We start from the raw sequence: 22162 nt of genomic DNA, 5'->3' as shown, positions 1-22162 counted from the left end.
GTCATTGTGCCGGGAATGGCGGTCACGTCCTGTCCGCTTCGGCCATCGTTATTTTACTAGTGAAACATTTGCTAAACTTATGGGATGCGTTCTTCTGCCTTCGCCGTCCGTCTGCCCGCCCTGTCCGCGTTGCGGCTGAGACCGCTGGGCGACGTCTGGCACAAGCCCGCGTTCAGCTCGGTCGTCGCGCTGCTCGTGGTGCTGGGGCCGCTGGTGGCGGCGGGGCGTCTGGACCTGGTCCTGTACGGCGCCACCGGCGCCATGTGCGCCCTCTACGGTCACGCGCTGCCCTACCGGGCGCGGGCCGGGGCGCTGGCGTGGGTCGTGGCCGGGATGCTGGCCGGCACGGGGATCGCGCTGGTGACCGCCGCGCTCACCGACGCCGTGGCCGTACGGGTCGCGGTGGCGGCGGTGCTGGCCGGGCTGCACAAGGCGGTGTGCGACGCCACCCGCATCGGCCCGCCGGGCAACGTGGTGCTCACCTTTCTGACGGCGAGCGCGGCGTTCGTGCCGCAGCGGCTCGCCGACGTGCCGCTGCACCTGGGGATTGGAGTGCTGGGCGGGGCCGTGGCCTGGGCGGTGGGGATGGCGCCGTGGCTGGTCCGGCCGGACGGGCCGGAGCGGGTGGCGGTGGCCCGCGCTCTGGAGGCGACCGCGCGCCTGCTCCGCGCCCGGCAGGACGGGGCTGATGCCCTCCACGAGGCGCGGCACGCGGCCGCCGCGGCGGTGAACGCCGCCTGGCAGACGCTGCTGCGCGCGGGCGCGGGCCGCGAGGAGCTGCGCCGGCTGCTGGTGCGGGCGGAGTCGGGCGTGAGCGGCGGCGTCGGGGCGGAGGCGCTGCGCGGCTGGGCGCGTGAGCTGCGCAAGGGGCGGCCGGTGCCCGTGCCGCCGGCCGGTGACCTGGGCACCGCGGCGGCCGAGCGGGCGGAGCTGGCCGGGATCGCCGCCGAGGAGGGCGCCGGGCGTGGGCTGCGGCGGCTGGCGCGGGACGTCGCGGGCCGGTGGCGGGTCGTGGTGATGGTGTTCGCCGGCTCGGCGGTGGCCGGGTGGGCGTCGATGGCGTTCGGGGTCGGGCGGCCGTACTGGGCGGTGGTGACGGCGGCGTCGGTGTTCGCGGCCAACACGGCCATGTCGTGGAGCCGGGCGGTGCAGCGGGTGGTGGGCAACCTGCTCGGGGTGGCGCTGTTCACGTTGCTGGCGCCGGTGACGCGGCTGGGGGCGGTGGCGCTGCTGGTGACGGTGCTGGCGCTGCAGTTCGTGACGGAGCGGGCGATGACGCGGAACTACTGGCTGGGGAGCGTGTTCGTGACGCCGACGGCGATCCTGATGACGCAGTTCGCGGGGGCGCAGCCGGTGCCGGTGCTGGTCGCCGATCGGTGGCTGGACACCTGCCTGGGTGCGGTGGCCGGGCTGGCGGCGTGCGTGGTGCTGCGCGACCGGCGGGCGGCCGGGCGGGTCCACGACGGGCTGGAACGGCTGGAGCGGCTGGTGGCCGAGCCTCGTCCGGCGGCCGACCGGCTGCGCGCGGCGCTGGTGGGGCTGCGGGAGGCGGCCGACCTGGCGGCGGGGGAGTGGCGCGGGGCGGCGTTGCCGGAGGAGCGGATCGTGGCGGCCGAGCGGGCGGGGCACCGCCGCCTGGCCGAGCTGACCGCCGTGCGGCATCCGTGACTGGCGCGTACGATCGGTCCGTCGCCGGGGCCGAGCCGGCGGGGGTCGAGAGGAAGGGCGGGCAGGTGGAGGACGCCGTGGCGGTGGCGCTGCGTCAGTGGCGGCAGGTCCTTCCCGATGCCGACCTCGACGCGATCGCCGTGATCGGCCGGCTCAACCGGTGTACGGCGCTGCTGCAGCAGGCGACGGACGCGCCGCTGGGCCGGGCGGGGGTCAACCGCGCCGAGTACGACCTGCTGTGCGCGTTGCTGCGGGTCGGCGGCGAGCTGACGCCGGGGCGGCTGGCGCGGGAGACGTTCGCCTCGGGGGCGGCGGTGACCAAGCGGGTGCGGCGGCTGGAGCAGATCGGGCTGGTGGCCCGGCGGGTGGACGAGCGGGATCGCCGGGTGGCGCATCTGTCGCTCACCGAGCGCGGTCGGGCGTTCGTGCTGGAGCTGGTGCCGGAGCAGCTGGCGTACGAGAACGCGTTGCTGGCGGGGCTGGCTCCGGGGCGGGAGCGTGAGCTGGCCGGGCTGCTGGGGGAGTTGCTGCTCATGCTGGAGGGGCGGCTCGGCGGCGTGATCGGCTGACGAGCGGCCGGGTCCCGGACGCGGGGCGGTGCCCCGCGTCCGGGTGGTGGTTCAGGCGGCGGTGCCGGTCATGGCGGCGTGCAGCCGCAGGTACGGCTCCGCCTCCTGCGGGCGGCTGCGGCGTTCGAGCGTCCGGCCGAGCAGCAGGTACGCGTACGCCTCGGCCGGGTCGCGCTCGATGACCTGCCGCAGCTCGGCCTCGGCCCGCCCGAGCTGGGCGGAGTGGTAGTAGGCGCGGGCCAGCAGCAGCCGGGCGGCCACGTCGTCGGGCGCTTCGGCGACGACGCCGGCGAGGTGGCGGGCGGCTTCGATGTAGTCCTTGAGCTGGAAGAACATGCGTCCGCGCGCGTAGGTGTCGGCGATCATGGTCACTCCTTTCCCGGACCGGTGTGGGGGAGTCGGGCGGCGGGGACGACGCCGAGGCGGCCGGCCTGGTAGTCCTCCATGGCCTGGACGATCTCGGCACGGGTGTTCATGACGAACGGCCCGTAGTGGACGACGGGTTCGCGGATGGGCTGCCCGCCGAGCAGCAGCACCTCCAGGTTGGGCTCGGCCTGCGGCTGGTCGGGGGCGGCGGCGAGGGTGAGCGAGTCGCCCGCGCCGAAGACGGTCAGCTGTCCCTTGGTGACCGGGCGTCGTTCGGCGCCGGCGGTGCCGTGTCCGGCGAGCACGTACGCCAGGGCGTTGAAGCCGGGGTTCCACGGCAGGTCCAGCCGCGCGCCGGGGCTGAGGCTGGCGTGCACCATCGTGATCGGGGTGAAGGTGACGCCGGGGCCGGGGTGGCCGTCCAGCTCTCCGGCGATGACGCGCAGCAGCGTGCCGCCGTCACCGGAGGCCAGCAGCGCCGACTGCCGGCCGCGGATGTCCTGGTAGCGGGGGACGTGGAACTTGTGGGCGCGGGGCAGGTTGACCCACAGCTGGACGCCGTGGAACAGCCCGCCGGACACGACCAGGTGCTCCGGCGGCTTCTCGATGTGGAGCAGGCCGCTGCCGGCGGTCATCCACTGGGTGTCGCCGTCGGTGATCGTGCCGCCGCCGCCGGCGGAGTCCTGGTGCTCGAAGATGCCGTCGATGATGTAGGTGACGGTCTCGAAGCCGCGGTGCGGGTGCCAGGGGGTGCCTTTCGGCTCGCCGGGGGCGTACTCGACCTCGCCCATCTGGTCCATGTGGATGAAGGGGTCGAGCAGCGACTGGGGCAGGCCGGCGAAGGCGCGCCTGACGGGGAAGCCCTCGCCCTCGTAGCCGGTGGGCGCGGTCGTCACCGAGCGCACGGGGCGCGGCCGGGCGGCGGCCGGATCGGGGGTGGTGACGCGTGGCAGCGTCAGGGTGTCTGCGGTGACGGCGGGCATGACACACCTTCCAGGTTGAAATTTCAACTTCTTGCGCCGTGTAACCCACGGCGCCCCGCCGGCATTCCCGCGGTCAGGTGGTGAGCATTCAGAGGGTGAGCATCGCCTGGCTGCGCTCCCACAGCAGCCGCGCCGCCTCCGGGTCGCCGGCCAGGCGGTGGGTAGGCGCGGGCCGGCGTTTCACGTAGTGGCCGCCGGGCTCCCAGCCCTCGCCGGGAGGGGTGGTGGCCAGCCAGACGAGGGTGTCGGCGCCCTGCTCGGGCGTGAGCATCAGCCGCTTGAGCGGCGAGCGGTAGGTCAGCCGGGCCAGGCTGTCGGTGCCGTCGGCGAAGTTCGTCGCGACCACTCCGGGATGGAAGGAGACCGCGCTGACCCCGTCGGCCCCGTGGCGGCGTTGCAGCTCGCGGGTGAACAGGATGTTGGCCAGCTTGGAGTTGGCGTAGGCGCGGGTGCCGGAGTAGCGGCGTACGGCGTCGAGGTCGTCGAGGTCGAGGCGGGCGCCCCGGTTGAACTCGCTGGAGGTGTTGATCACCGTGGCGCGGCTCTCCGCCAGGCGCGGCAGGAGCAGCGTGGTGAGCAGGAACGGCGCCAGATGGTTGACCTGGAAGGTGGTCTCGTGGCCGTCGGCCGTCACACGGCGCGAGCCCATGATGCCGCCGGCGTTGTTGGCCAGCACGTCGATGACCGGGTGGCGTTCCAGCAGCGTCTCCGCCAGCGCCCGCACCTCGGCCAGCCGGGCGAAGTCGGCCACGTGGAAGTCGGCGTCCAGTTCCTTGGCCAGCGTCTCGGTCTTGTCCGGCGAACGCCCGACGAGCACGACGCGCGCGCCGCGCTCGTGCAGGATGCGGGCGGCCGCGCGGCCGATGCCGTCGCTGGCCCCTGTGACGATCACGGTCCTGGCCGCCATCGCAGCGTCCCTTCGCCGGAGATCTTCTACCTTAACCAGGCTCGCCCTGTCTGGATACGCGCGTGAGCGCGGCCAGGTGATCGGAGACCGGCCCCAAGGTGAGCAGGCCGCTGCCCGCGCCCGCCAGCTCACCGGCCGCCGGTGCCAGCGCGTCGCGGGCCCGCCGCGCCGCCTCCCGGTGCCCTGTGGCGACCGCGGCCCGCGCCACCAGGCACCACATGGCCTCCAGCAGCAGGTCACGCGGCGGGTCCGGCACTTCGTCCAGCGCCGCCGCGGCCATGTCCGTCCGCCCTGCGGCGGCCAGGATCAGGGGACGGACCCACGGCTCGTACGGGCCGTAGTCGGCGTCCCCGCCCGGGGGCGGCAGGCCGCGCCGCACCCGCGCGCACAACAACGCCAACGCCGCAAGCCCCCGCTCCAGCCCCGGCATCCCAGCCCCCACCAGCAGCCCGGCCGCCTCCCGATAGGCCCCTTCCACCTCGGCCGCATCCCCATCGAGCCCCGAGCGGGACGCGGTGCCGGGCAGCGCGCCCGTCATGTCCAGGCGCAGCGCCCGGTACCAGCCGGTGAACACCCCCACCAGCGGCCGTTCATGCCGTTCGGCCAGCCGCCCGGCCGCGGCCGCGTGCTCGTCGGCCGCCAGGAAGTCGCCCAGGGCGCAGCGGGCCTGCAGCTGGACGAGATGGCCGAGCACCTCGAAGGTGACCAGCCCGTGCCGCCCCGACAAGGCGACCAGCTCCGCGCCGATCGCGTCCCGCCGCCCGGCCAGCCCGGCCCGTTCGAAGCTCTGCATGAAGACGGCGTTGAGCGCGAAGGCCAGCAGCGCCGGGTCGTCCAGCTCGCGGGCCAGCCGCTCGGCCTGCCGCGCCGCCTCCGGGCCGCGCGGCCCGTGCCCGCCCCGCGACTCCAGCGCGACGGCGGCCAGCAGCCGCGCCCGCGTCGCCTCGCGTGCCCTCGTCCCGTCCGGGGGCAGCGCGGCGAGGGTGCGTTCGGCCGCCGCGACCACCTGCGCCGCCCGCGCCGGGTCGTCGGACCGGGTCCAGATCGCCGGTACGTCGAACGCCCCGATCACCCGCGCCGTCAGCTCGGCGTCGCCCAGTTCCTCGGCCGCCGCGACGGCCGCCACCCGGTGCCGCCCGGACGCCTCCAGCCCCGCGCCGCCGGTGACGGCCAGGTCGCGCATGAGGTTCACGGTCGACTCCAGCCGCGCCCGCGCCCCCGGCGGCGCGCTGCGGTCGTAGGCGGCGGCCGCCCGCGCCCACACCGCGTCCGCCGTACCGGAAGCGGCGGGGTCGAGATGCGGCGCCTGATGCAGGATGTCGGACTCCAGCCTGCGCAGCGCCGGGCCCGGGTCTACGCCCAGCTCCTCCACCAGCAGCGCCCGCGCCCGCCGCAGCACCGCCAGCGCGTCCCCCTGCCGCCCCGCCCGGTACAGCGCCAGCGCCAGCAGCCGCCAGCCGTCCTCCCGCCACGGGTGCTCGGCCACGTGGGCGTCCAGGTCGGGCACCGCCTCGGCGGCCGGGCGTACGGCGAGGCGCGCCTCGGCCCGCCGTTCGACGGCGTGCAGCCGCAGCTCCGCCAGCCGTGACCGCTCGGCCCGCGCCCACTCCTGCCCGGCGAACTCGGCGTACGCCGGCCCCCGCCACCAGCCCAGCGCCTCCTCCAGCCGCTCCAGCGCCTCCCGGGGCGGCAGCGTGGCGGCGTCGGCCACCGCCTGCTCGAACCGCCAGGCGTCCACCGCGCCGGTCGCGGCGCGCAGCGCGTACCCGGGGCCCTCGGTGACCAGCAGCCGGGGCGCGGCGCGGGGCGGCCGCTCCGGCTCCAGGGCGCGGCGCAGCGCCGCCACGAACGTCCGCACCGCGCTCACCGCGCCGCGCGGCGGGTCGCCGTCCTCCCACAGGTCGGCCACCAGCAGGTCCACGGGTACGACGCGGCGGCGGGCGACGATCAACCGGGCCAGCACCGCCCGGTGCCGTGGCCCCTTGACGTCGATCGTGTTCCCGGCGTCGTCCCAGGCCGTCGCCGGCCCCAGCACCCCGAAGCGCACCCCCACCCTGTCGACCGTAGCGCGCTCATCGGATGCTCATCGCCGCCCGGCAGGCTGGAAGCCGACCCCGAAGGAAAGGAAACCTCATGCGGATCCCAGGCTTCGCCTACCACCGCGTCCCGGTCGCCGGCGATGTGGCGCTGAACGTCGCCGTCGCCGGCTCCGGCAGCCCCGTCGTGCTGCTGCACGGCTTCCCGCAGACCCACCTCATGTGGCGGCACGTGGCCGCCGACCTCGCCACCTCCCACACGGTGATCTGCCCCGACCTGCGCGGGTACGGCGCCAGCGACAAACCCGCCGAGACCGGGCCCGGCACCTACAGCAAGCGCACCATGGCCGCCGACGTCGTCGCGCTGGCCCGCGCGCTCGGCCACGAGCGCTTCGCGCTGGCCGGTCACGACCGCGGCGCCCTGGTCGCCTTCCGCGCCGGGCTCGACCACCCGGCCGCGATCACCCATCTGGCCTGCCTCGACGTCCTGCCCACGCTCGACATGTGGGAGGTGATGCGCGGCGCGGAAGCGGCCGTCGGCTTCCACCTGTACCTGATGGCGCAGCCGCCCGGCCTCCCCGAGGCGATGATCGCGGCGAGCGCGGACGCCTTCTTCGGCCACTTCCTCGATCTGTGGACCGGCGACGCGGAGTCGATCCCGCCCGCGGTCCGGTCCGCCTACCTGGACGCCTGCCGGGCCGCCGTCCCGTCGATCGTGGCCGACTACCGCGCCTCGGCCGGCGTGGACGCCGAGCACGACCGGGCCGACCGGGCGGCCGGCAGGCGCCTGGCCATGCCGGTCACCGTGCTCCAGCAGGACTGGGGCGAGGCGCTCGGCTACGACGCGGCGGCCCTGTGGGGGGCCTGGGCGGGCGATCTGGACCACCGGACCGTCACCTGCGGGCACTTCATGGCCGAGGAGGCTCCGGCCGAGGTCGCCAAGGCCCTGCGCGACCTGCTCGCCCGCTGACACCTGCCGTCAGGCCGATTCCGTGATGATCCGCACCAGGTCGTGCGGGGCGTCGCGCATCAGGTTGTGGCCGCCGTCCACGGCGACCACCCGCCAGGCGGGGTCCTCGCGCAGCCGTTCGTACGTGGTGGTGAACGGGGAGGGGCCGTCCCAGCCGGTCGCGTACACGTACGTCCGCCGCTGCACCCGCTCCAGCCCGCCGGTCAGGCGCAGCGGCTGGAGCACCGAGGCCAGCGGGTGCGGCGTGGCGCGCGGGTCGAAGAACGGCAGGGGCCGCGTGGCGAAGCCGTCGTCGGTCACGTCCAGGTACCAGCGCCGCTCGTTCTCCGAGGCCAGGTCCCAGCAGGAGTCGCCGTCGCCGGGGACCATGGCGTCCAGGTAGACAAGCGAGGCCACCCGCCCCGGCATCCGGTCGGCGACGCCGGTGATGACCATCCCGCCGTAGCTGTGCCCGGCCAGCACCGCGTCGCGTACGTCCTCGGCGGCCAGCAGGGAGGTCACGTCCTCGATGTGGGTGTCCAGGTTGACGCCGCCGCTGAGCAGGTGGGCCCGCTCGCCGACGCCGGTGAGGGTGATCGGCAGGACCCGGTGGCCCCGCCGGCGCAGCTCGTCGCCGAGGTCGGCGTAGCACCAGCCGCCGTGGCACATGCCGGGGACGAGGACGATGTCGGTCACGTGTCGCTCCTGGAGTAGATCGAACTGATCGGTACGGTCCGGCGATCGTAGCAGTCATCGCACCGAGCGGTACGATCCAAGTCATGCCGGTCCCCAAGGGCTCGACCATCGACCCCGCCCGCACCCGCGCCGCCATCCTCCAGTCCGCCACCGCCCTGCTGTACGAACGCGGCCTCGACGGCATCGGCGTCGCCGAGCTGTGCACCAGGCTCGGTGTGTCCAAGGAGACCCTCTACCGCCACTTCGGCACCAAGGACGGCCTGGTGGAGGCGGTGCTGGAAGCGCGCAGCGACCGCGTGATCGCCTGGGTGGAGTCGGCCGTCGCGGCGGCGGGCGACGACCCGGCCGCCCAGCTCGCCGCCGTGTTCGACGCCTTGCAGCACTGGTACGAGGAGCCCGCCTTCCGCGGCTGCGCCCTGGTCAACGCCGCCGCCCAGCACCACGTCCCGCAGGTACGCGCCATCACCGCCCGCCACCTGGGCCGCCACCTCGCCCTGCTGACCGGCATCGCGGACCGCGCCGGAGCCGCCGAACCCGGCCTGCTCGGCCGCCAGCTCCTCATGCTGGTCGAAGGCGCCACCGTCGTCGCCGCCCACCGCGACACACGCGGCCCGGGCGCCGAGGCCCGCGCCGCCGCCCTCACCCTCCTCGCTGCCGCGCGCGCACGGCCGTCGTCGTGACGTCTCGAACGTCGGCACCCAGCCTGGCGAACCACGGCTGCAGGTGCCGCTCACGATGGGCCTGAACAGGTCAGGCGGCCTTGTCCCAAAACACCTTCCGCCCTCCCGCCACCCGCATCCTGCGGAGCCTGCCTCCCTGCCCATACGCAGCCGAGGACGGGTTCGTCCGTCGCGCCGCAATCGTCCTCCTTGCGCGCCCGACCGTCCTGCCCTCGCGATCTTCCTGATCGAACGGCCTGGGAGCCCTTCCTGATCGAACGGCCCGGGGCCGTCCGGGAGCCGCGCGCACCGACGACTGCCGGATCCCGCTGCCCGGGAGCCGCGCGCCGACGGCCAGGCCGCTCTCCCGCAGGCAGGCTTCCCACGTCCCCAAGCCAGCAAGGAACCTTCCACGACCGTCATCGACACCGCCCCGCCCGGCAGGGACACCCATCCGACACCGACGCTTGTGCACCTGTCAGGGGAGACCGACATCTCCAGGACGGCCCGGCTGCGCCAGCGCCTGACCAGCCTCCTCACCCCTGGCGCCTGCGGCCTCGTCCTGGACGGACCCGTCCCAGGTCACCTTCTGCGGTGCCGGTGGACTCGCCGTGCTGCTCGGGGTGCAGAAACGGACCCGCTTCCTGAGCTCACGCGGGCGTTGCCCGGCGTGCCGGCCGCGTGATCCTCCAAACCCCGGCCACTTCCCTCTGCATTTACCCGCAACGCACGAGCCGGCCGGCGACTGCTGATGGGGCGACTCGACGAGCCCCGATCCTGTCGGATGCTTCGGGCATGATGGCGGGCATGGCGTCATGGCAGGAGTTCGAGCAGCAGGCCCCCGAGCTGAGCAAGGTCGCCCGCCGATTGGTGGAGGCTTACCGGCACAAGGTGCTGGCCACGTTGCGCAAGGACGGCTCGCCCAGGGTCAGCGGCACCGAGACGACCTTGAAGAACGGCGAACTGTGGATCGGGTCGATGGGCGGCGCCGTCAAGGCCCTCGACCTGCGGCGCGACCCGCGCATGGCCATCCACGTGACCTCGCGCGCCCCCGAGGGCGACGACCCGTCGTCCTGGGAGGGCGACGTCAAGCTGGCGGGACGCGCGATCGAGATCACCGGAGCGGACGTGCTCGCGGCACTGGAGGTTTCGGAGGAGGGATCGCATCTGTTCCGCATCGAGCTGACCGAGGTGGTCTGGACCCACGTCGAGGGCGACGAACTGGTCATCGACTTCTGGCAGGAGGGATCGAGCCCTCATCAGATCCGCCGCCACTGACAAGCCGTACCGGCCAACGGACCGCGCCAGCCAACAGACTGTGCCGGCCAACGAGTTCGTCCCAATCAGTGGACCATGCCGCCGAGCAGGCCCTGCCGCCCAGCGGACGGTGCCGTGTCGATCAGTAGGCCATGCTGCGCTCCCGCAGGATGCGCGCCGAGTTCTCGTCAACAGGCAGGAACGCCTCCAGGCGCAGCTCCGCCAACGTCACATCCACAGCCGTCGCGAACGAAGTCAGCGTCGTCATCAGCCGCAGCTCACCCTCCGGCACGCGCAACCGCAGCGGCACGGCGAAGCCGAGATGCCCGCCGGGCGCCCCCAGCCCGGGCAGATAACCGTCCAGCTCAGCGATGAACTCCTCCAACTCCGGATCAGGGCTGCGGTCGAGCTGGTCACGCAGGCTGCCCGTGATGTGGCGGCCCCACTCGGCCAGGTTCACCACCCGGCCCGCCATGCCGTCAGGATGCAACGCCAGACGAAGTACGTTGACCGGAGGCTTCAGCAGCTCAGGGGCCGCGCCCTCACACAACACCCCGAAGGCCGCGTTGGCGGCGACCAGCAGCCCGTGCGGCCGCACGACGACCGCAGGACAGGGCAGATGACCATCGAGAATGCGGTCCAACGCCTCGCGCACCGGGCCCAGCTCGGGCGCGTCCAGCGACGACTCCGCGTACACCGGCGCATACCCGGCGGCCAGTAGGAACCCGTTCCGCTCCCGCAGCGACAGGCTCAGCGACTCGGCCAGCCGCACCACCATGGCCCGCCCCGGCCGAGAACGCCCCTGCTCCAGAAAGCTCAGATGCCGCTGCGTCGTGTCGGCCCTGATGGCCAGATCGAGCTGGCTGAGACGGCGACGCGCACGCCATCGCCGAAGCTCGCGGGCGAAGTGGTTGGGCTCGGCCGACACTGTCATGAACCCATTCATACTGGACGGCGTCCGTCGCGCGATTCCCTCCAGGGAATCGCGCCACCGCACTCGCCCGGCACAGACTGCCGGTCATGAGCAACCCCATCGAGATCAAGGAATGGGCCGGCCGCTACGTCGCCCAGTGGAACGAACCCGACCCGGACCGGCGGGCCGCCCTCATCCGGGAGCTGTGGGCGCCCGACGGCGTCCAGGTGCTGGTCGACCCGCCGCAGGCGATCCGAGAGGAGGCGGCGAGCCTGGCGTTCCCGGTGCCGCCGCTGGAGGCGCGCGGTCACGACGGCCTGGACGCCAGGGTCCGGCGGGCCTACGAGATGTTCGTCGCATCGGGGGAGCATGTCTTCAAGGCAGACGGTGAGCCGTTCGCACTGCTGCCTGACCTGATCGCCGTGCGCTGGTCGATGGTGTCGACCAGCACCGGCGAGACGGTCGGCGGCGGCCTGGACCTCCTGGCCCTGAACGACGACGGCCGCATCCGCACCGACCACCAGTTCATCGGCACACCAAGCTGACAGCGCCGCCGCCACACCGCGTCAGCCGAGACGAGAAGGCACGACGGCACCGCCCACCTGCCTCGACGCCTAGGCAAGCCGGTTGGCGGCGACACCACCCCCCACCCCAGGACAACACCACCCCCCAAGGCGACACCACACGCCGCCCCAAGGCCGCACCACTCGCGAGCCCCCGGCCCGTGCCGCGCACCCGTACCAGGGCCCGTGCCGGGCGCCCGTACCAGAGCCCGTGCCGGGCGCCCGTACCAGAGCCCGTGCCGGGCGCCCGTACCAGGGCCCGTGCCGGGCGCCTGCGCCAGGGCCTGTAGCCCCAGCCCTCGCACGGTCCCCGGCCCGCGCACCCGCGCCAGGTCCGTGTGCCCCGCACGCGCGCCCAGTGCGTTGAACCCACGCCACCAAGGCGGCACTGGACACCTGCGCCAGAGCCAGTACCGAGCACCCTTGCACGGGCCCGGGCCGCGCCAAAGCCCATGCCACGCACCTGCGCCAAGGTCCGTGCTGCGCACCTGCGCCAAGGTCCGTGCTGCGCACCCGCGCCCAGTGCGCTGAGCCCGTGCACCATGGCGGCGCTGGACACCTGCGCCAGAGCCGCAGCGCCAGTACCGAGCACCTTTGCGTGGCTCGGGCCGTGCGCAGCCGCGCCAAAGCCCATGCCACACACCTGCGCCAAGGTCCGTGCTGCGCACTCGCGCCCGGCGCGCTGAGCCCACGCACCAGGGCGGCAGCGGGCACTTGCCTCGAAGCGGTGCTGAGCCGCAGCCAAGCCTGCGCCACCGACCTCCCATCCTGGCGGCGCCGCGCAATCACCTCTCAGGGGCGTGCCGTGCATCTGCGCCATCACAGAAACAAAAACAACAGCAACTTAATTAAGTTCCTTATATACTCCTCCGGTGCCGCCCAAACCGCAGCCCGGCGAGCTCGATGTCGCCCACCTGACCTCGGTGCTGGAGGAGTTCACCCGGATGTTCATCCGCCTGCCCGCCGTGCAGCGGCTGAGCTTCACCACGCTGTCAGTGCTCCACACACTGGCCGGACAGGGCCCCAAACGTCTCACCGAGCTGGCCGCGAGTGAGCAGGTCACCCAGTCCGCCATCACCCAGATGGTCGCCAAACTGGAACGCGACGGCCTGGTGGAGCGCCGGCCGGACCCGTCGGACCGCCGCGCCGTGCTCGTCGACGTCACACCGGCCGGCGCCGCGATCGTGCACGGGCGGCGCGCCGACCGCAGGGCGCATCTCGCCGAGCTCACCGGCGAGCTCACCCCCGCCGAGCGGGCGACGATCGCGGCCGCCTTGCCCGCCTTGGCCCGCATGAGCGAGGTGAACCGGCGGCTCGCCGGCGAAGCCGACGCCCCGGACAGGAGGAAATGACCATGCCCACCACAGAGCCCACCGCGCAGGGGAACCGCTCGTTCCCCCTGGAACCGACGCCGATCCACGTGCCCGACGACGTCCTGGACGACCTGCGCCGCCGCTTGGAGCTCACCCGCTGGCCTGCCGACGCCGGCAACGAGGATTGGTACTACGGCGTCAACGCCGACTACCTGCGCGAACTCGTCGACTACTGGCGTACGGGCTACGACTGGCGCAAGGCCGAGGCGGCGATCAATGCCTATGAGCACTACAAGGTAAACGTCGACGGCGTGCCCGTGCACTTCATGCGCCGCCCGGGCGTGGGCCCCAGCCCGACGCCGCTGATCCTCACCCACGGCTGGCCCTGGACGTTCTGGCACTGGTCCAAGGTCGTAGATCCGCTCGCCGACCCGGCCGCTCACGGTGGCGACCCTGCCGAGGCGTTCGACGTGATCGTGCCCTCCTTCCCCGGATTCGGATTCTCCGGGCCGCTGCCCGGCCGCCCGGACATGAACTTCTGGAAGGTCGCCGACGTCTGGCACACCCTCATGACCGACGTCCTCGGCCACGACCGTTACGCCGCCGCCGGCTGCGACGTCGGCGCGCTGGTGTGCGGGCAGCTCGGCCACAAGTACGCCGCCGAGCTGTACGGCATCCACATCGGCTCGGGCCAGATGCTGACGATGTTCAACGGCGACCGGGCCTGGGACCTCAGCGGTGGCCGGCCCATCCCCGAAGGGCTGCCGGCCGACGTCCATGCCCAGGTCGTGGCGCTGGACAGGCGCTTCGCCGTGCACCTGGCCGCGCACGTGCTGGCCCCGAGCACGTTGGCGTACGGGCTGTCGGACTCGCCCGCCGGGCTGCTCGCCTGGATTCTCGAACGCTGGATCAAGTGGAGCGACAACGGCGGTGACGTCGAGACCGTCTTCACCAAGGACGACCTCCTCACCCACGCCATGATCTACTGGGTGACGAACTCGATCGGCACGTCCATCCGCACGTACGCCAACAACAACCGTTACCCGTGGACCCCGTCCCACGAACGGTGGCCGCCCGTGGAGGCGCCGACCGGCATCACCTTCGTCGGCTACGAGAACCCGCCCGGCGTCACCACCGACCAGCGCGTCCAGCACTTCCTCGACAGCGGCAGGGCCGCCTGGTACAACCACGTCAACCTCACCGTCCATGATCACGGCGGCCACTTCATCCCCTGGGAGATTCCGGGGGAGTGGGTGGACGACCTGCGCCGCACCTTCCGGGGCCGCCGCCGCTGACCACACAGTTCTCCTTGTGCCGCAAGCCGCATGATCCGTCCCCATGCCTCTGCGGCCCTGGACCGTCTCCACACCCGCCTGAGCCCCCCCTGTCCTTCGGGAACGGTGCCCGGCTTGCCGTTCCTCGGCTCTTACGACCGGGCTTGGGCTTCCTCCGCCCGGATCCGAGACTCAGGTGGCCGGGCCCGTTCATAGGCGTGGAACGCGCCCCAGCAGACGCACAACGCCAGCGCGAACACCGGTAACCAGGCCAGCCTGGCCAGCACCCAGGACGGTTCGCCGGGCACGGTGTGCAGGCCGTGCAGAGGGCGGCCGGCGAGCAGCCCGAGTGTGGTGACCGCGATCATCGCCGTCTGGTGCCAGAGAAAGATCGTCATTGCGGACAGGTTCGCCAGTGCCACGAACGCCCACACGGTGGGCCGCGCCAGCAGTCGCCGCAGCGGATCGCGGAGAAGGAGCGCGGCTCCGCACTGGGCCAGCCCGAACGCGACCGCCGCGAGGGTGGGCGGGGACTGGTTCGAGATCGGGGCACCCGGCACTCCCACCATGGAAGCCGGATAACCGGCCCACACGATCAGCACGGCCGCGCTGGCCGCGCCGCCGGCCAGCAACGCCCATCCGGTCGTCCGCTCGTTCAGCCGGTCACGGGCCCAGGCCGCCCCCAAGCAGTACGGCACCAGCCACCCCGCCGCCAGGTTCACCCATCCCACCCACTCAGGCCCGCTCCACCCGAACCGCACCAGGTCGACGAGAGCGACCACGGCGAGCGGCCACGCCGGATGCAACCGGGCGACCAGCGGTGTCAACGCCGTCAGCCCTGCGTACACCAGCAGGAACCACAGCGGGGACCACACCAGCTTGGCCAGCGCCTGCACACTCTTGAAGTCGGCACCCGAGGCGAGCATCACCAAGGCCACCAGGGTCCATACCACCGCCACGGCCGCGACCGGCCGCAGCAGCCGTGCCGCACGCACCCGCAGCCACCGCCCGTAGCCGACACCGCGAGCGCGCGCGGAGGCGTGGCTCCTGGCGGTCATCTGGCCGCCCACCAGGAAGAAGAGCGCCATGGTCTGCAGGACCCACGACACCGGGGCGAGGTACGGCATGTCACGCAGCGGGCTGGCGACCCGAACGCTGCCGCTCTCGACGACCAGCGCGCTCACCAGCCAGTGGCCGAGCACCACACCGCCGATGGCCAGGGCGCGCAGGGCATCCACGCTGCGGTCACGCCCGGCCGGCGTCGTCTCCTCGACCTTCCGCACGAGATCACGCACGCCCGGCCACCTCCAGCGGCATCCGCGCGTGCCCGCCCTTGCTCGGCGGCATCCGTGTGTGCCCGCCTCCGCTCGGCGACAGGGGTATGTGCCCGCCCCCGTGCCCCATCGGCGACATGCGCGCGTGTCCGCCCAGGTCCTGTCCCGCGCCCTGTCCCGCGTCCGAACGCGCCTGCGCTGTGACATGGGCGTTCGCTTCCGTGATCGGTCCCTGATTCCTCGTGCTGCTGATGAGCAGTTTCGTGGCCGCGTCCGCTGGTCGTGCCGCGGCTTCGTCCGGTGCTCTCAGGAGTGGCTCTGGTGTTGTGACGGGCGGTCTCTGGTCTGTTCGAACGGCTGCGGTGTCTGGTCGGGAGCGGCCGGGGTCGGCCTGGAGGGGATCCCGGCCTGTGATGATCCGCGCGATGTTCTGCAGGGACAGGGAGCCGTCCGTCAGGTAGTCGCTGTGGCCGCCATCGCCCGCCGCGAAGACGTGCGCGCCGAAATCGGGGGAGACCGGGTCGGTGCCTAGGCCGAGGGTGACGAAGGGCAGGTGCAGACGGATGTGCGGCACCAGGCTGATCCAGTCGTTGCTGGTGCGCCCCGCCCAGACCGCCGCAGAGGTCCGCAACTCGCGGACGTTGTCCGCGCCGACGCCTGGGCTGCCGGTCAGGATGATGCGGGCGACGTCCAGTCCAGGTGCGGCGCGTGCGCACACCACTCCGCCGTACGAGTGGCACAGCAGTGACAAGCTGCCGCCGCCCTTGGTCTCCGTCAGCCGTCGGACGAAGCCGTGCAGATCGGCGGCACCCTTGTCCGCCAGGTCGGACGTGAGCGTGTCCAGACTGATCGTCGCGGGCGTCCGATAACCGAGCCAGGCGACGACGGCGTGCCCCTCGCCGAGCGCTTGATGCAGGCGGAGCGCGCCGCCGCGCAGCAGCCCGTACTTGTCGAGATTGGTGTCGGCGCCGGGAACCAGGACGGCGACGTGCTCCGCCGTCGCCAGGTCGCCGAAGATCTCCACGACGCGCCCGCCGTCACGGCCGTCAAAGGACAGGAACCTGCGGCCGGGATCGGCCATGACTCGCAGCGCCGTGGCTCGCCGCAGGTCCCCATGACGGATGGCCGCGTCGGCGGCGGCCAGGACGTCGCTCCGGCTGGTGGCGTATCTGGCTGCCAGGGCTTGCGCGGTCAGCTCTGACAGAGGGGTCGCGCTCGCGGGGACGGGCGCGGGCACCGCCGCTGGGTGCGCCGTGCCGATCACCGGCGCCACCACCGATGCGGCGACGGACAGGGACAGCAGGGCACGGCGTAGCCGGAGAAGGTTCGACTGGATCACGCGTTCGAGAGTGCCGTGACGGGCCGCCGCGCCGCATCGGACCGTCGTCTGTTCTTTTCGCGGCTCAGGCAGACCACGGTTGTACGACCTGGGTCCGATGCGCGAGCAGGCCGTTCACGCATACGATCCGGGCATGCACGCTGCGTATCGGGGGATGGATGCGCCCCGCCCACGTAAGGTTCAGTCCTGGCCCTCGACGTCGTCCAGCAGTTCGAGTACGCGCCACAGGGCCGGATTGGCCGATCCGCGGTTCCAGATGGCATGGAGTTCCACGGGGTGCCCGCCTCTGTCGTTCTCGACCGTGAGCTCGTCGCCTTCGTCCCCGGTCATCGGATTGCCGCTACGGCTTGCGGAAGTGGGGCTGCCGCCGCCGTGGACGAGGTCCCTGAACACCACGCCCTCGATGCCGAGGGAGCGTGCGCTTGCGGGCACGAGTGCCACGCCTCGCCCTGCGGCCACGAGCAGCACCGCGGTGAGGATCTGGTGCACCTGCTGCTCGTCCCTGGGTCGCACCGTGGACAGGAAACGGACGGTGAGCTCGTGGAAGTAGCGCGACCGTACGGGGTGATAGCTGACCATGGGCAGGCCGGCGAAGTCTTCGGGCGCGAGCGGCCGGTCGAGCGCGGCCAGCGCGTGGCCGGTGGGCACCGCCGCGCACAGCGGCTCGCGGAAGATCACTCGCGAGTCGATTCCGGCCAGGTCGTACGTCGACCGGGCACGATTCACGTCGGCCGGCGGGCGGGCCGACGCCAGGTCAGACAACGGGCGAACTGGATTGATAGGGGGACGGGCCAGATCCAGTGGGGAGGAGGAGTCGGCCACGGTTGGGCCGGGCGATGGGCGGGCTGGATGGGACGGTGGCTGGGCCAAGTCCAGGCGGGACGTTGGGTGGGGTGGGTCGAGAGGCGGGCGGGCCGAGCCAACGCCGGGAGTTGGGTGGGACGGGTCCATGGATGGGCGGGCCGAGTCAAGGCCGGAGGCTGGATGGGACGGGTCCATGGATGGGCGGGATGGCCTAACGCTGGACGATGGGCGGGGCAGGTCGAAGGGTGGGCGGGCCAGGCCCAGGTCGAGTTCGCCGCGCAGGATGCCGTCCATCTGCCTGGCGGTCACCTGTTCGTGCAGGATGATGTCGACCTCCGGCAGACGCTCGGCGAGCAGGCGCAGGAGTGGGCCCAGCACGCTGATCGCCGAGACGGCGGTGAAGCCGAGCCGCAGCGTGCCGCTGGCGCCGCCGGCGATTCGGCGGGCGCGGTCGCCGGCGGTATCGACCAGCGTGAGCATGTGACGGGCGTCCTCCAGGAAGCCGCGCCCGGCCTCGGTGAGGATCACCCGCCGGTTGTCGCGTTCGAGGAGGGTCACGCCGATCGCGCGTTCGAGCTTCTGGATGTGGCGGCTCAGCGGTGGCTGCGTCATGCGGAGGCGTTCGGCGGCGCGGCCGAAGTGCAGTTCCTCGGCAACCGCCACGAACGCGCGGATCTGGTCAAGTGTCAGCATCGTCCGGCCTCACCGTTCTGCCCGGAGTTCGGCGGCGACGGCCCGCTCGCGCAGTTGCGCCGCTTCCGCCCGAGCCGCCTCCAGCTCCGCCCGCAGCTCCTCGATCCGCGCCCGTTCCATGCGCAACTCGATCCGCGTATGGTCGAGCTCCTTGGCGACCGCTTCCGCCCGCGCCTTCTCCTCGGCCGCCGCTGCCTTGGCCGCCTGGATGGAGGCAAGGTCCCGGCCCGCCTCGGTGGCCGCCCGCTCGGCCATCAGGGCCCGTTCCAGGGCTCTTTCCCGTTCCTGTGCTGCGGCTTCCTCTCGTGCGCGGGCCGCGATCAGCTCGCGCTCGGCCCGCTCCTGCTTCTGGAGGGCGGCTTTCGCTTCCTTGCGCGCCTGTTCCTTGTCCGCCCGGTCGCGTCCGGCTTCCTTGCGGACGCGCTCGATCTCGGCCCTCGCCTCCTCCTGGGCGCGGGTCACCTCCGCCCGCGCCTCCTCGGCCCGCCGCTCGGCCAGCTCGGCCTGCCGTGCCGCCTCCTCGGCCCGCCGTTCGGCGAGCTTTGCCCGCCGCCCCGCCTCCTCTGCGGTCTGCAGCGCCTGCCGTTCGGTGCTGGCCGCCTCGCGCAGCGCGGCGAGCGCCTGCTCCCTGGCCCGTTCGGCGTCGTTGAGCGCGGTCTCCTTCTCGCTCTCCGCCTCCTCAAGGCGGACGCGCATCTCGGCCGTCTGCCGACGGGCGTGCTCGGTCGCCTCCCTCGCCAGCCGTACCTGCTCGAACGCCTGCTCACGTTCTGTACGTGCGATCGCCACCCGTGCGTGTGCCTCGGCCTGCACCGCGCTGAGTTTCGCCTCCACGCCGGCGGGGCTGAGCTCCTCGGCCAACGCCCGCGCCAGGGGCTCGATCGCCGCCGCCAGGCCGCTCTCCATTCGGTCGTACAGCTGCTCGGCCCTGGCAAGGGCGCCCTCCAGACCGGGAGTCGCCCGGCGCAGCTCCCGGTCCCGCTTGGCCGCTGCCTGGCAGTTCTTCTCCGGACAGTAGGACTTGGGGCGTCCCCGGCCTCGACGCTGCTCGATCGGTGCTCCGCAGTGCTTGCAAGGTGTCACGACAGCTGTCTCCGAAGCCACACGCAGACCCTAGCATTTTTATTTTCCAGAAATTTGAATTCGAAAAACGGGAGGATGGCGTGGCGGGACGGGACGGGACGGGATGAGGTCGTGCTGGTCTGGTTCCGTTCAAGCTTGGGTGGCTGGTGCTGACGGGCTCGGCTGTTTGAGCAGCGTTTCTTACTGGCCGCCCAGAGGGGCTTCTCGGTGCGCGGGTGGGTCTGTGGAGGTGTGGCGACGTGTCGGCCAAGGTGTGGTGACATCGGGTTCCGGCCCGAGCGAAGGGCGTCGCTCCAGCTCCAGCTCCAGCTCAAGCTCAAGCTCAAGAGGCCGCGACACGGTTGAACAGGCCGCTGTTGCCGATGTCGGTCTACCCGGCCTGGGTGTCGGTGAGGCCCGCAGGCACGATCGGCAGGTCCGTGTTGTGGGGGGTGGTGGCTGCTGTCGCTCGTCGTCTTCCAGGTTGTGTCCGGCTGTGGCTGCTAAGTCTCCTGTAGCAGACAGCTAACGGCTCGCCGGTGTTCATGGCGCGGCTGCGAGCGTGCGAGACGGTGCTCACTGGCGAGGGCTGCACCGACCCGAAGCGGCGCGGAAGGCTGGGTGGGGCGCTGGGCGGGGCGAGCTGATGGTGCACCGGCCTGCGGTTCAGCGGGACGAGTAGCTCGCCCAGCTTCTTCTTCGCGGCGTCCGGCGTACCGGGAGGCCGCGACGAGGTGATCGCGGAGCCGGGCCGCTTGTCACGCCGAAAGTCGGCTCGCCTCACGTGGTGCTGTGGCGGGCTGCCGGGGCCTGCCTGGGCTGGGTGATCTGGATCTGGAGCTGGAGGGGTGGGAGTTGGCGTTGGCGGGCGGCAGATGGCGCTCGCGCGTCGGCGGACGGCTCCAGGAGCGGCTCTGTCTGCCTGAGGCTTCTTCCTTGATGTCGCCGGACTCGCTAGGGAGTGAGCCAAGGTGAGGCGTTCGCGGGTGGCTTGGTGAGAGGCCGAGGAAGGGCGGGGCGGTCGTCGCATCGGTCGGCTGGTTGACGAGGTCGCCGTCGAAAGCGACCTCGTCGGCAGGGTTGTCGGTGAGGTCGTCGGCAGCGACCTCGTCGGTGGGGTCGCTGGCGACGGAGGAGGGTGACGGTCTGGACCGGCGGTGGGAGGGTCGGCCCTGGGTCAGGTCAGGTCGTGTCGATCGCGGAGGATTTTGACCCCTTCGCCCGTGAGTTCGTCGCAGTACGCCGTGCGCCCGGTCATCGCCATGATGAGGGCCAGCGTGCTGCCCGACACCAGCGGCCCGGAGCCGGCGGTGAAAGGGCCGTCGTCGGCGACGAGCCGCAGGCCGGCGATGCGTTTCTTGGCGGGGAGGACGAGGTCGGAGCCCTGGTAGTACTCGGCTGTGCGGGTGAGGGTTTCGATGGGGTAGTCGTGGCGGATGCCCAGCGGCCGCCGGATGTCCTCGGCGTGCACGATCGTTTCGCCCAGCATCGCCACGACCGGGAGAGGCGGTTTGGTGGTGCTCGTGATGACGCGCCGGAACCTGTCGTGCGTCTCGGCGGCGTTCGCGCCCAACTGTTCGGCCAGCCGCATGGCGACCTGCTTGTCGAAGTCGAACCGGTAGCGGATCACGCCCGCCATCCATCGCACGCTGTTGAGGCTCGCCCCCGCGATGAGGTGTGCCAGCACCTCGCGCACGGTCAGCCCGGCGCACAGCGACGGCGTGGCCCACTGCTCGTCGGTCAACTCCGCGAGGTCGGCGGCCAGGGCGGCACGCTCGGCGTGCACCAGGGGCCAGAGGCCGCCCGCGCGGCTGTTCCTGGCGTTCGGCTGCGGATTCGGCGTGCCGGACGGCTTCTCGTGGTTGGTCACAACTGTCCTTGCGTGGAGTCGATAAGGGTATTCGAAGTGAAGACTCCCAGTGTGGGGTGAAATCGTCGCTCAGCAGCGAAGCCAGTTGCCGGCAGGCGTTCCGGGGCTTCCCGAGATGTATGCGTTTCGCATAGAGTTCAAGGATGGAATCGGTACTCGAGGCGACCATCAACGAGTGGCACGCGAGCGTGAACGACGCCGACCTGCGGCGTTCCGCGCAAGTGGTCGGCGACCCCATCGTCGTCCTGGGCCCGAAGGGCGCCGGGCCGATCACCCCGGGACAGTTCGCGGAATGGGTGGAGCGTTCGGGCATCACCCTGCGCCCGAGGTCGTGGCATCCCGTCAGCGAGCGGCTCATGGTCGTGGAGGAGGACGCCACCTGGCCGGGCAGCGGGACCGCGACCCGCGTGGCGACGGTGTTCCGGGTGGCGGACGGGAAGGTGACGGCCGCGCTGCGGCTGCCGGACCTCCGGCAGGCGCTGGAGCTGGCCTACATCTGCCGCGAGATGGCGGCCACCGAATGAGCGACCCGGGGCCGGGGCAGGTTCTGTTCGCGTTCGTACGGTACTGGTCGCGCAGGCCCCAGACCGGCGATCCCGAGATGGCCGAGCAGGGGAGGCTCGTGCTCGTCGCCGAGGCCGTCCACGCGCTGACCGGGCGCGGGGTCCCGGCCACGGTCAACGCGGTCGCCCACGAGATCGGCATCGACCAGAGCGGCGCGTCGCGGCTGGTCAGGAGCGCGAGAGAGGCCGGCTACCTGACCATGGAGGCATCGGACGCCGACGGCCGCCAGCGCAGGGCCGCGCTCACCCCTTCCGGCCTGGCCCTGCTGGATCACGCCCATGACTGGCAGGAGCAGGTCTTCGACCGGCTGACCGAGGGCTGGAGCGAGCGACGCCGCCGCGACTTCCGGCAGGCGATGACGGAGCTGATGGAGCGCTCCTGCGTCCTGGACGAGTGATCCCCG

Annotated in this window: 21 protein-coding genes; 10 read left to right on the top strand and 11 right to left on the bottom strand. The window is 72.5% G+C overall.

Annotated elements, in window-relative coordinates:
- Nucleotides 1-84 precede the first annotated feature (84 nt).
- Together AC27IY_RS00230 and AC27IY_RS00225 are read left to right on the top strand one after the other, a co-directional pair.
- Nucleotides 85-1668: an FUSC family protein gene (locus tag AC27IY_RS00230; RefSeq protein ID WP_487176699.1), complete on the top strand. Its 1584-nt coding sequence runs from the start codon at nucleotides 85-87 to the stop codon at nucleotides 1666-1668.
- Nucleotides 1665-2237, top strand: a complete 573-nt coding sequence (locus AC27IY_RS00225; protein WP_487176698.1) for a MarR family winged helix-turn-helix transcriptional regulator — start codon at nucleotides 1665-1667, stop codon at nucleotides 2235-2237. Before AC27IY_RS00230 ends, AC27IY_RS00225 begins: the two co-directional genes overlap by 4 nt.
- A 51-nt stretch (nucleotides 2238-2288) precedes the next feature.
- On the opposite strand, the gene AC27IY_RS00220 is transcribed toward AC27IY_RS00225, so the two are convergent.
- The 4 genes from AC27IY_RS00220 to AC27IY_RS00205 all read right to left on the bottom strand — a co-directional run bounded on the left by AC27IY_RS00220 (nucleotide 2289) and on the right by AC27IY_RS00205 (nucleotide 6546).
- On the bottom strand, nucleotides 2289-2603 hold the full coding sequence (locus AC27IY_RS00220) for a tetratricopeptide repeat protein (protein WP_344216245.1): 315 nt from the start codon (nucleotides 2601-2603) through the stop codon (nucleotides 2289-2291).
- 2 nt (nucleotides 2604-2605) lie between these two features.
- Nucleotides 2606-3586 carry a pirin family protein gene (locus tag AC27IY_RS00215; RefSeq protein WP_487176697.1) on the bottom strand — a complete coding sequence of 327 codons (981 nt, stop codon included), beginning with the start codon at nucleotides 3584-3586 and terminating at the stop codon, nucleotides 2606-2608.
- 88 nt (nucleotides 3587-3674) lie between these two features.
- Nucleotides 3675-4493: an SDR family NAD(P)-dependent oxidoreductase gene (locus AC27IY_RS00210; protein WP_487176696.1), complete on the bottom strand. Its 819-nt coding sequence runs from the start codon at nucleotides 4491-4493 to the stop codon at nucleotides 3675-3677.
- Between the two features lie 31 nt (nucleotides 4494-4524).
- Nucleotides 4525-6546: an AfsR/SARP family transcriptional regulator gene (locus tag AC27IY_RS00205; protein WP_487176695.1), complete on the bottom strand. Its 2022-nt coding sequence runs from the start codon at nucleotides 6544-6546 to the stop codon at nucleotides 4525-4527.
- Between the two features lie 80 nt (nucleotides 6547-6626).
- On the opposite strand from AC27IY_RS00205, the gene AC27IY_RS00200 reads away from it, so the two are divergent.
- Entirely contained in the window at nucleotides 6627-7499 is an 873-nt protein-coding gene (locus tag AC27IY_RS00200) for an alpha/beta fold hydrolase (protein ID WP_487176694.1), read from the top strand.
- Between the two features lie 9 nt (nucleotides 7500-7508).
- Here AC27IY_RS00200 and AC27IY_RS00195 read toward each other — a convergent pair whose 3' ends face one another.
- Complete coding sequence (locus tag AC27IY_RS00195; protein ID WP_487176693.1) at nucleotides 7509-8174, bottom strand: alpha/beta fold hydrolase; 666 nt, start codon at nucleotides 8172-8174, stop codon at nucleotides 7509-7511.
- A gap of 83 nt (nucleotides 8175-8257) precedes the next feature.
- On the opposite strand from AC27IY_RS00195, the gene AC27IY_RS00190 reads away from it, so the two are divergent.
- Both AC27IY_RS00190 and AC27IY_RS00185 read left to right on the top strand, forming a co-directional pair.
- A complete protein-coding gene (locus tag AC27IY_RS00190; RefSeq protein WP_487176692.1) occupies nucleotides 8258-8854 on the top strand; it encodes a TetR/AcrR family transcriptional regulator in 597 nt (198 codons plus the stop codon).
- A 786-nt stretch (nucleotides 8855-9640) separates the two neighbouring features.
- A complete protein-coding gene (locus AC27IY_RS00185) occupies nucleotides 9641-10111 on the top strand; it encodes a pyridoxamine 5'-phosphate oxidase family protein (RefSeq protein ID WP_487176691.1) in 471 nt (156 codons plus the stop codon).
- A gap of 121 nt (nucleotides 10112-10232) precedes the next feature.
- Here the strand turns inward: AC27IY_RS00185 and AC27IY_RS00180 are convergent, their stop codons facing one another.
- Nucleotides 10233-11024: an MmyB family transcriptional regulator gene (locus AC27IY_RS00180; protein WP_423448088.1), complete on the bottom strand. Its 792-nt coding sequence runs from the start codon at nucleotides 11022-11024 to the stop codon at nucleotides 10233-10235.
- An 86-nt stretch (nucleotides 11025-11110) separates the two neighbouring features.
- Between AC27IY_RS00180 and AC27IY_RS00175 the strand changes: the two genes are divergently transcribed.
- The 3 genes from AC27IY_RS00175 to AC27IY_RS00165 all read left to right on the top strand — a co-directional run bounded on the left by AC27IY_RS00175 (nucleotide 11111) and on the right by AC27IY_RS00165 (nucleotide 14174).
- Complete coding sequence (locus AC27IY_RS00175) at nucleotides 11111-11548, top strand: hypothetical protein (RefSeq protein WP_487176690.1); 438 nt, start codon at nucleotides 11111-11113, stop codon at nucleotides 11546-11548.
- Between the two features lie 890 nt (nucleotides 11549-12438).
- A complete protein-coding gene (locus tag AC27IY_RS00170; RefSeq protein WP_344216226.1) occupies nucleotides 12439-12918 on the top strand; it encodes a MarR family winged helix-turn-helix transcriptional regulator in 480 nt (159 codons plus the stop codon).
- A 2-nt stretch (nucleotides 12919-12920) separates the two neighbouring features.
- Complete coding sequence (locus tag AC27IY_RS00165; protein WP_487176689.1) at nucleotides 12921-14174, top strand: epoxide hydrolase family protein; 1254 nt, start codon at nucleotides 12921-12923, stop codon at nucleotides 14172-14174.
- 131 nt (nucleotides 14175-14305) lie between these two features.
- On the opposite strand, the gene AC27IY_RS00160 is transcribed toward AC27IY_RS00165, so the two are convergent.
- The 5 genes from AC27IY_RS00160 to AC27IY_RS00140 form a co-directional block, all read right to left on the bottom strand.
- A complete protein-coding gene (locus AC27IY_RS00160) occupies nucleotides 14306-15448 on the bottom strand; it encodes an acyltransferase family protein (protein WP_487176688.1) in 1143 nt (380 codons plus the stop codon).
- Nucleotides 15441-16766 (bottom strand): alpha/beta hydrolase, encoded by a 1326-nt coding sequence (locus AC27IY_RS00155; protein WP_487176687.1) that lies wholly within the window; start codon nucleotides 16764-16766, stop codon nucleotides 15441-15443. Before AC27IY_RS00155 ends, AC27IY_RS00160 begins: the two co-directional genes overlap by 8 nt.
- 180 nt (nucleotides 16767-16946) lie before the next feature.
- Complete coding sequence (locus AC27IY_RS00150; RefSeq protein ID WP_487176686.1) at nucleotides 16947-18263, bottom strand: LysR substrate-binding domain-containing protein; 1317 nt, start codon at nucleotides 18261-18263, stop codon at nucleotides 16947-16949.
- A 9-nt stretch (nucleotides 18264-18272) separates the two neighbouring features.
- Entirely contained in the window at nucleotides 18273-19346 is a 1074-nt protein-coding gene (locus AC27IY_RS00145) for a hypothetical protein (RefSeq protein WP_487176685.1), read from the bottom strand.
- A 1156-nt stretch (nucleotides 19347-20502) separates the two neighbouring features.
- Nucleotides 20503-21114 carry a maleylpyruvate isomerase family mycothiol-dependent enzyme gene (locus AC27IY_RS00140; protein WP_487176721.1) on the bottom strand — a complete coding sequence of 204 codons (612 nt, stop codon included), beginning with the start codon at nucleotides 21112-21114 and terminating at the stop codon, nucleotides 20503-20505.
- A gap of 224 nt (nucleotides 21115-21338) precedes the next feature.
- On the opposite strand from AC27IY_RS00140, the gene AC27IY_RS00135 reads away from it, so the two are divergent.
- Nucleotides 21339-21719 carry a hypothetical protein gene (locus tag AC27IY_RS00135; RefSeq protein ID WP_371247401.1) on the top strand — a complete coding sequence of 127 codons (381 nt, stop codon included), beginning with the start codon at nucleotides 21339-21341 and terminating at the stop codon, nucleotides 21717-21719.
- Complete coding sequence (locus AC27IY_RS00130; protein WP_423448079.1) at nucleotides 21716-22156, top strand: MarR family winged helix-turn-helix transcriptional regulator; 441 nt, start codon at nucleotides 21716-21718, stop codon at nucleotides 22154-22156. Before AC27IY_RS00135 ends, AC27IY_RS00130 begins: the two co-directional genes overlap by 4 nt.
- Nucleotides 22157-22162 lie beyond the last annotated feature (6 nt).

The organism is Nonomuraea sp. B208 (assembly GCF_057536035.1).
The sequence above is the reverse complement of the archived record's forward strand: the minus strand, read 5'-3'. Positions and strand labels throughout refer to the sequence as shown.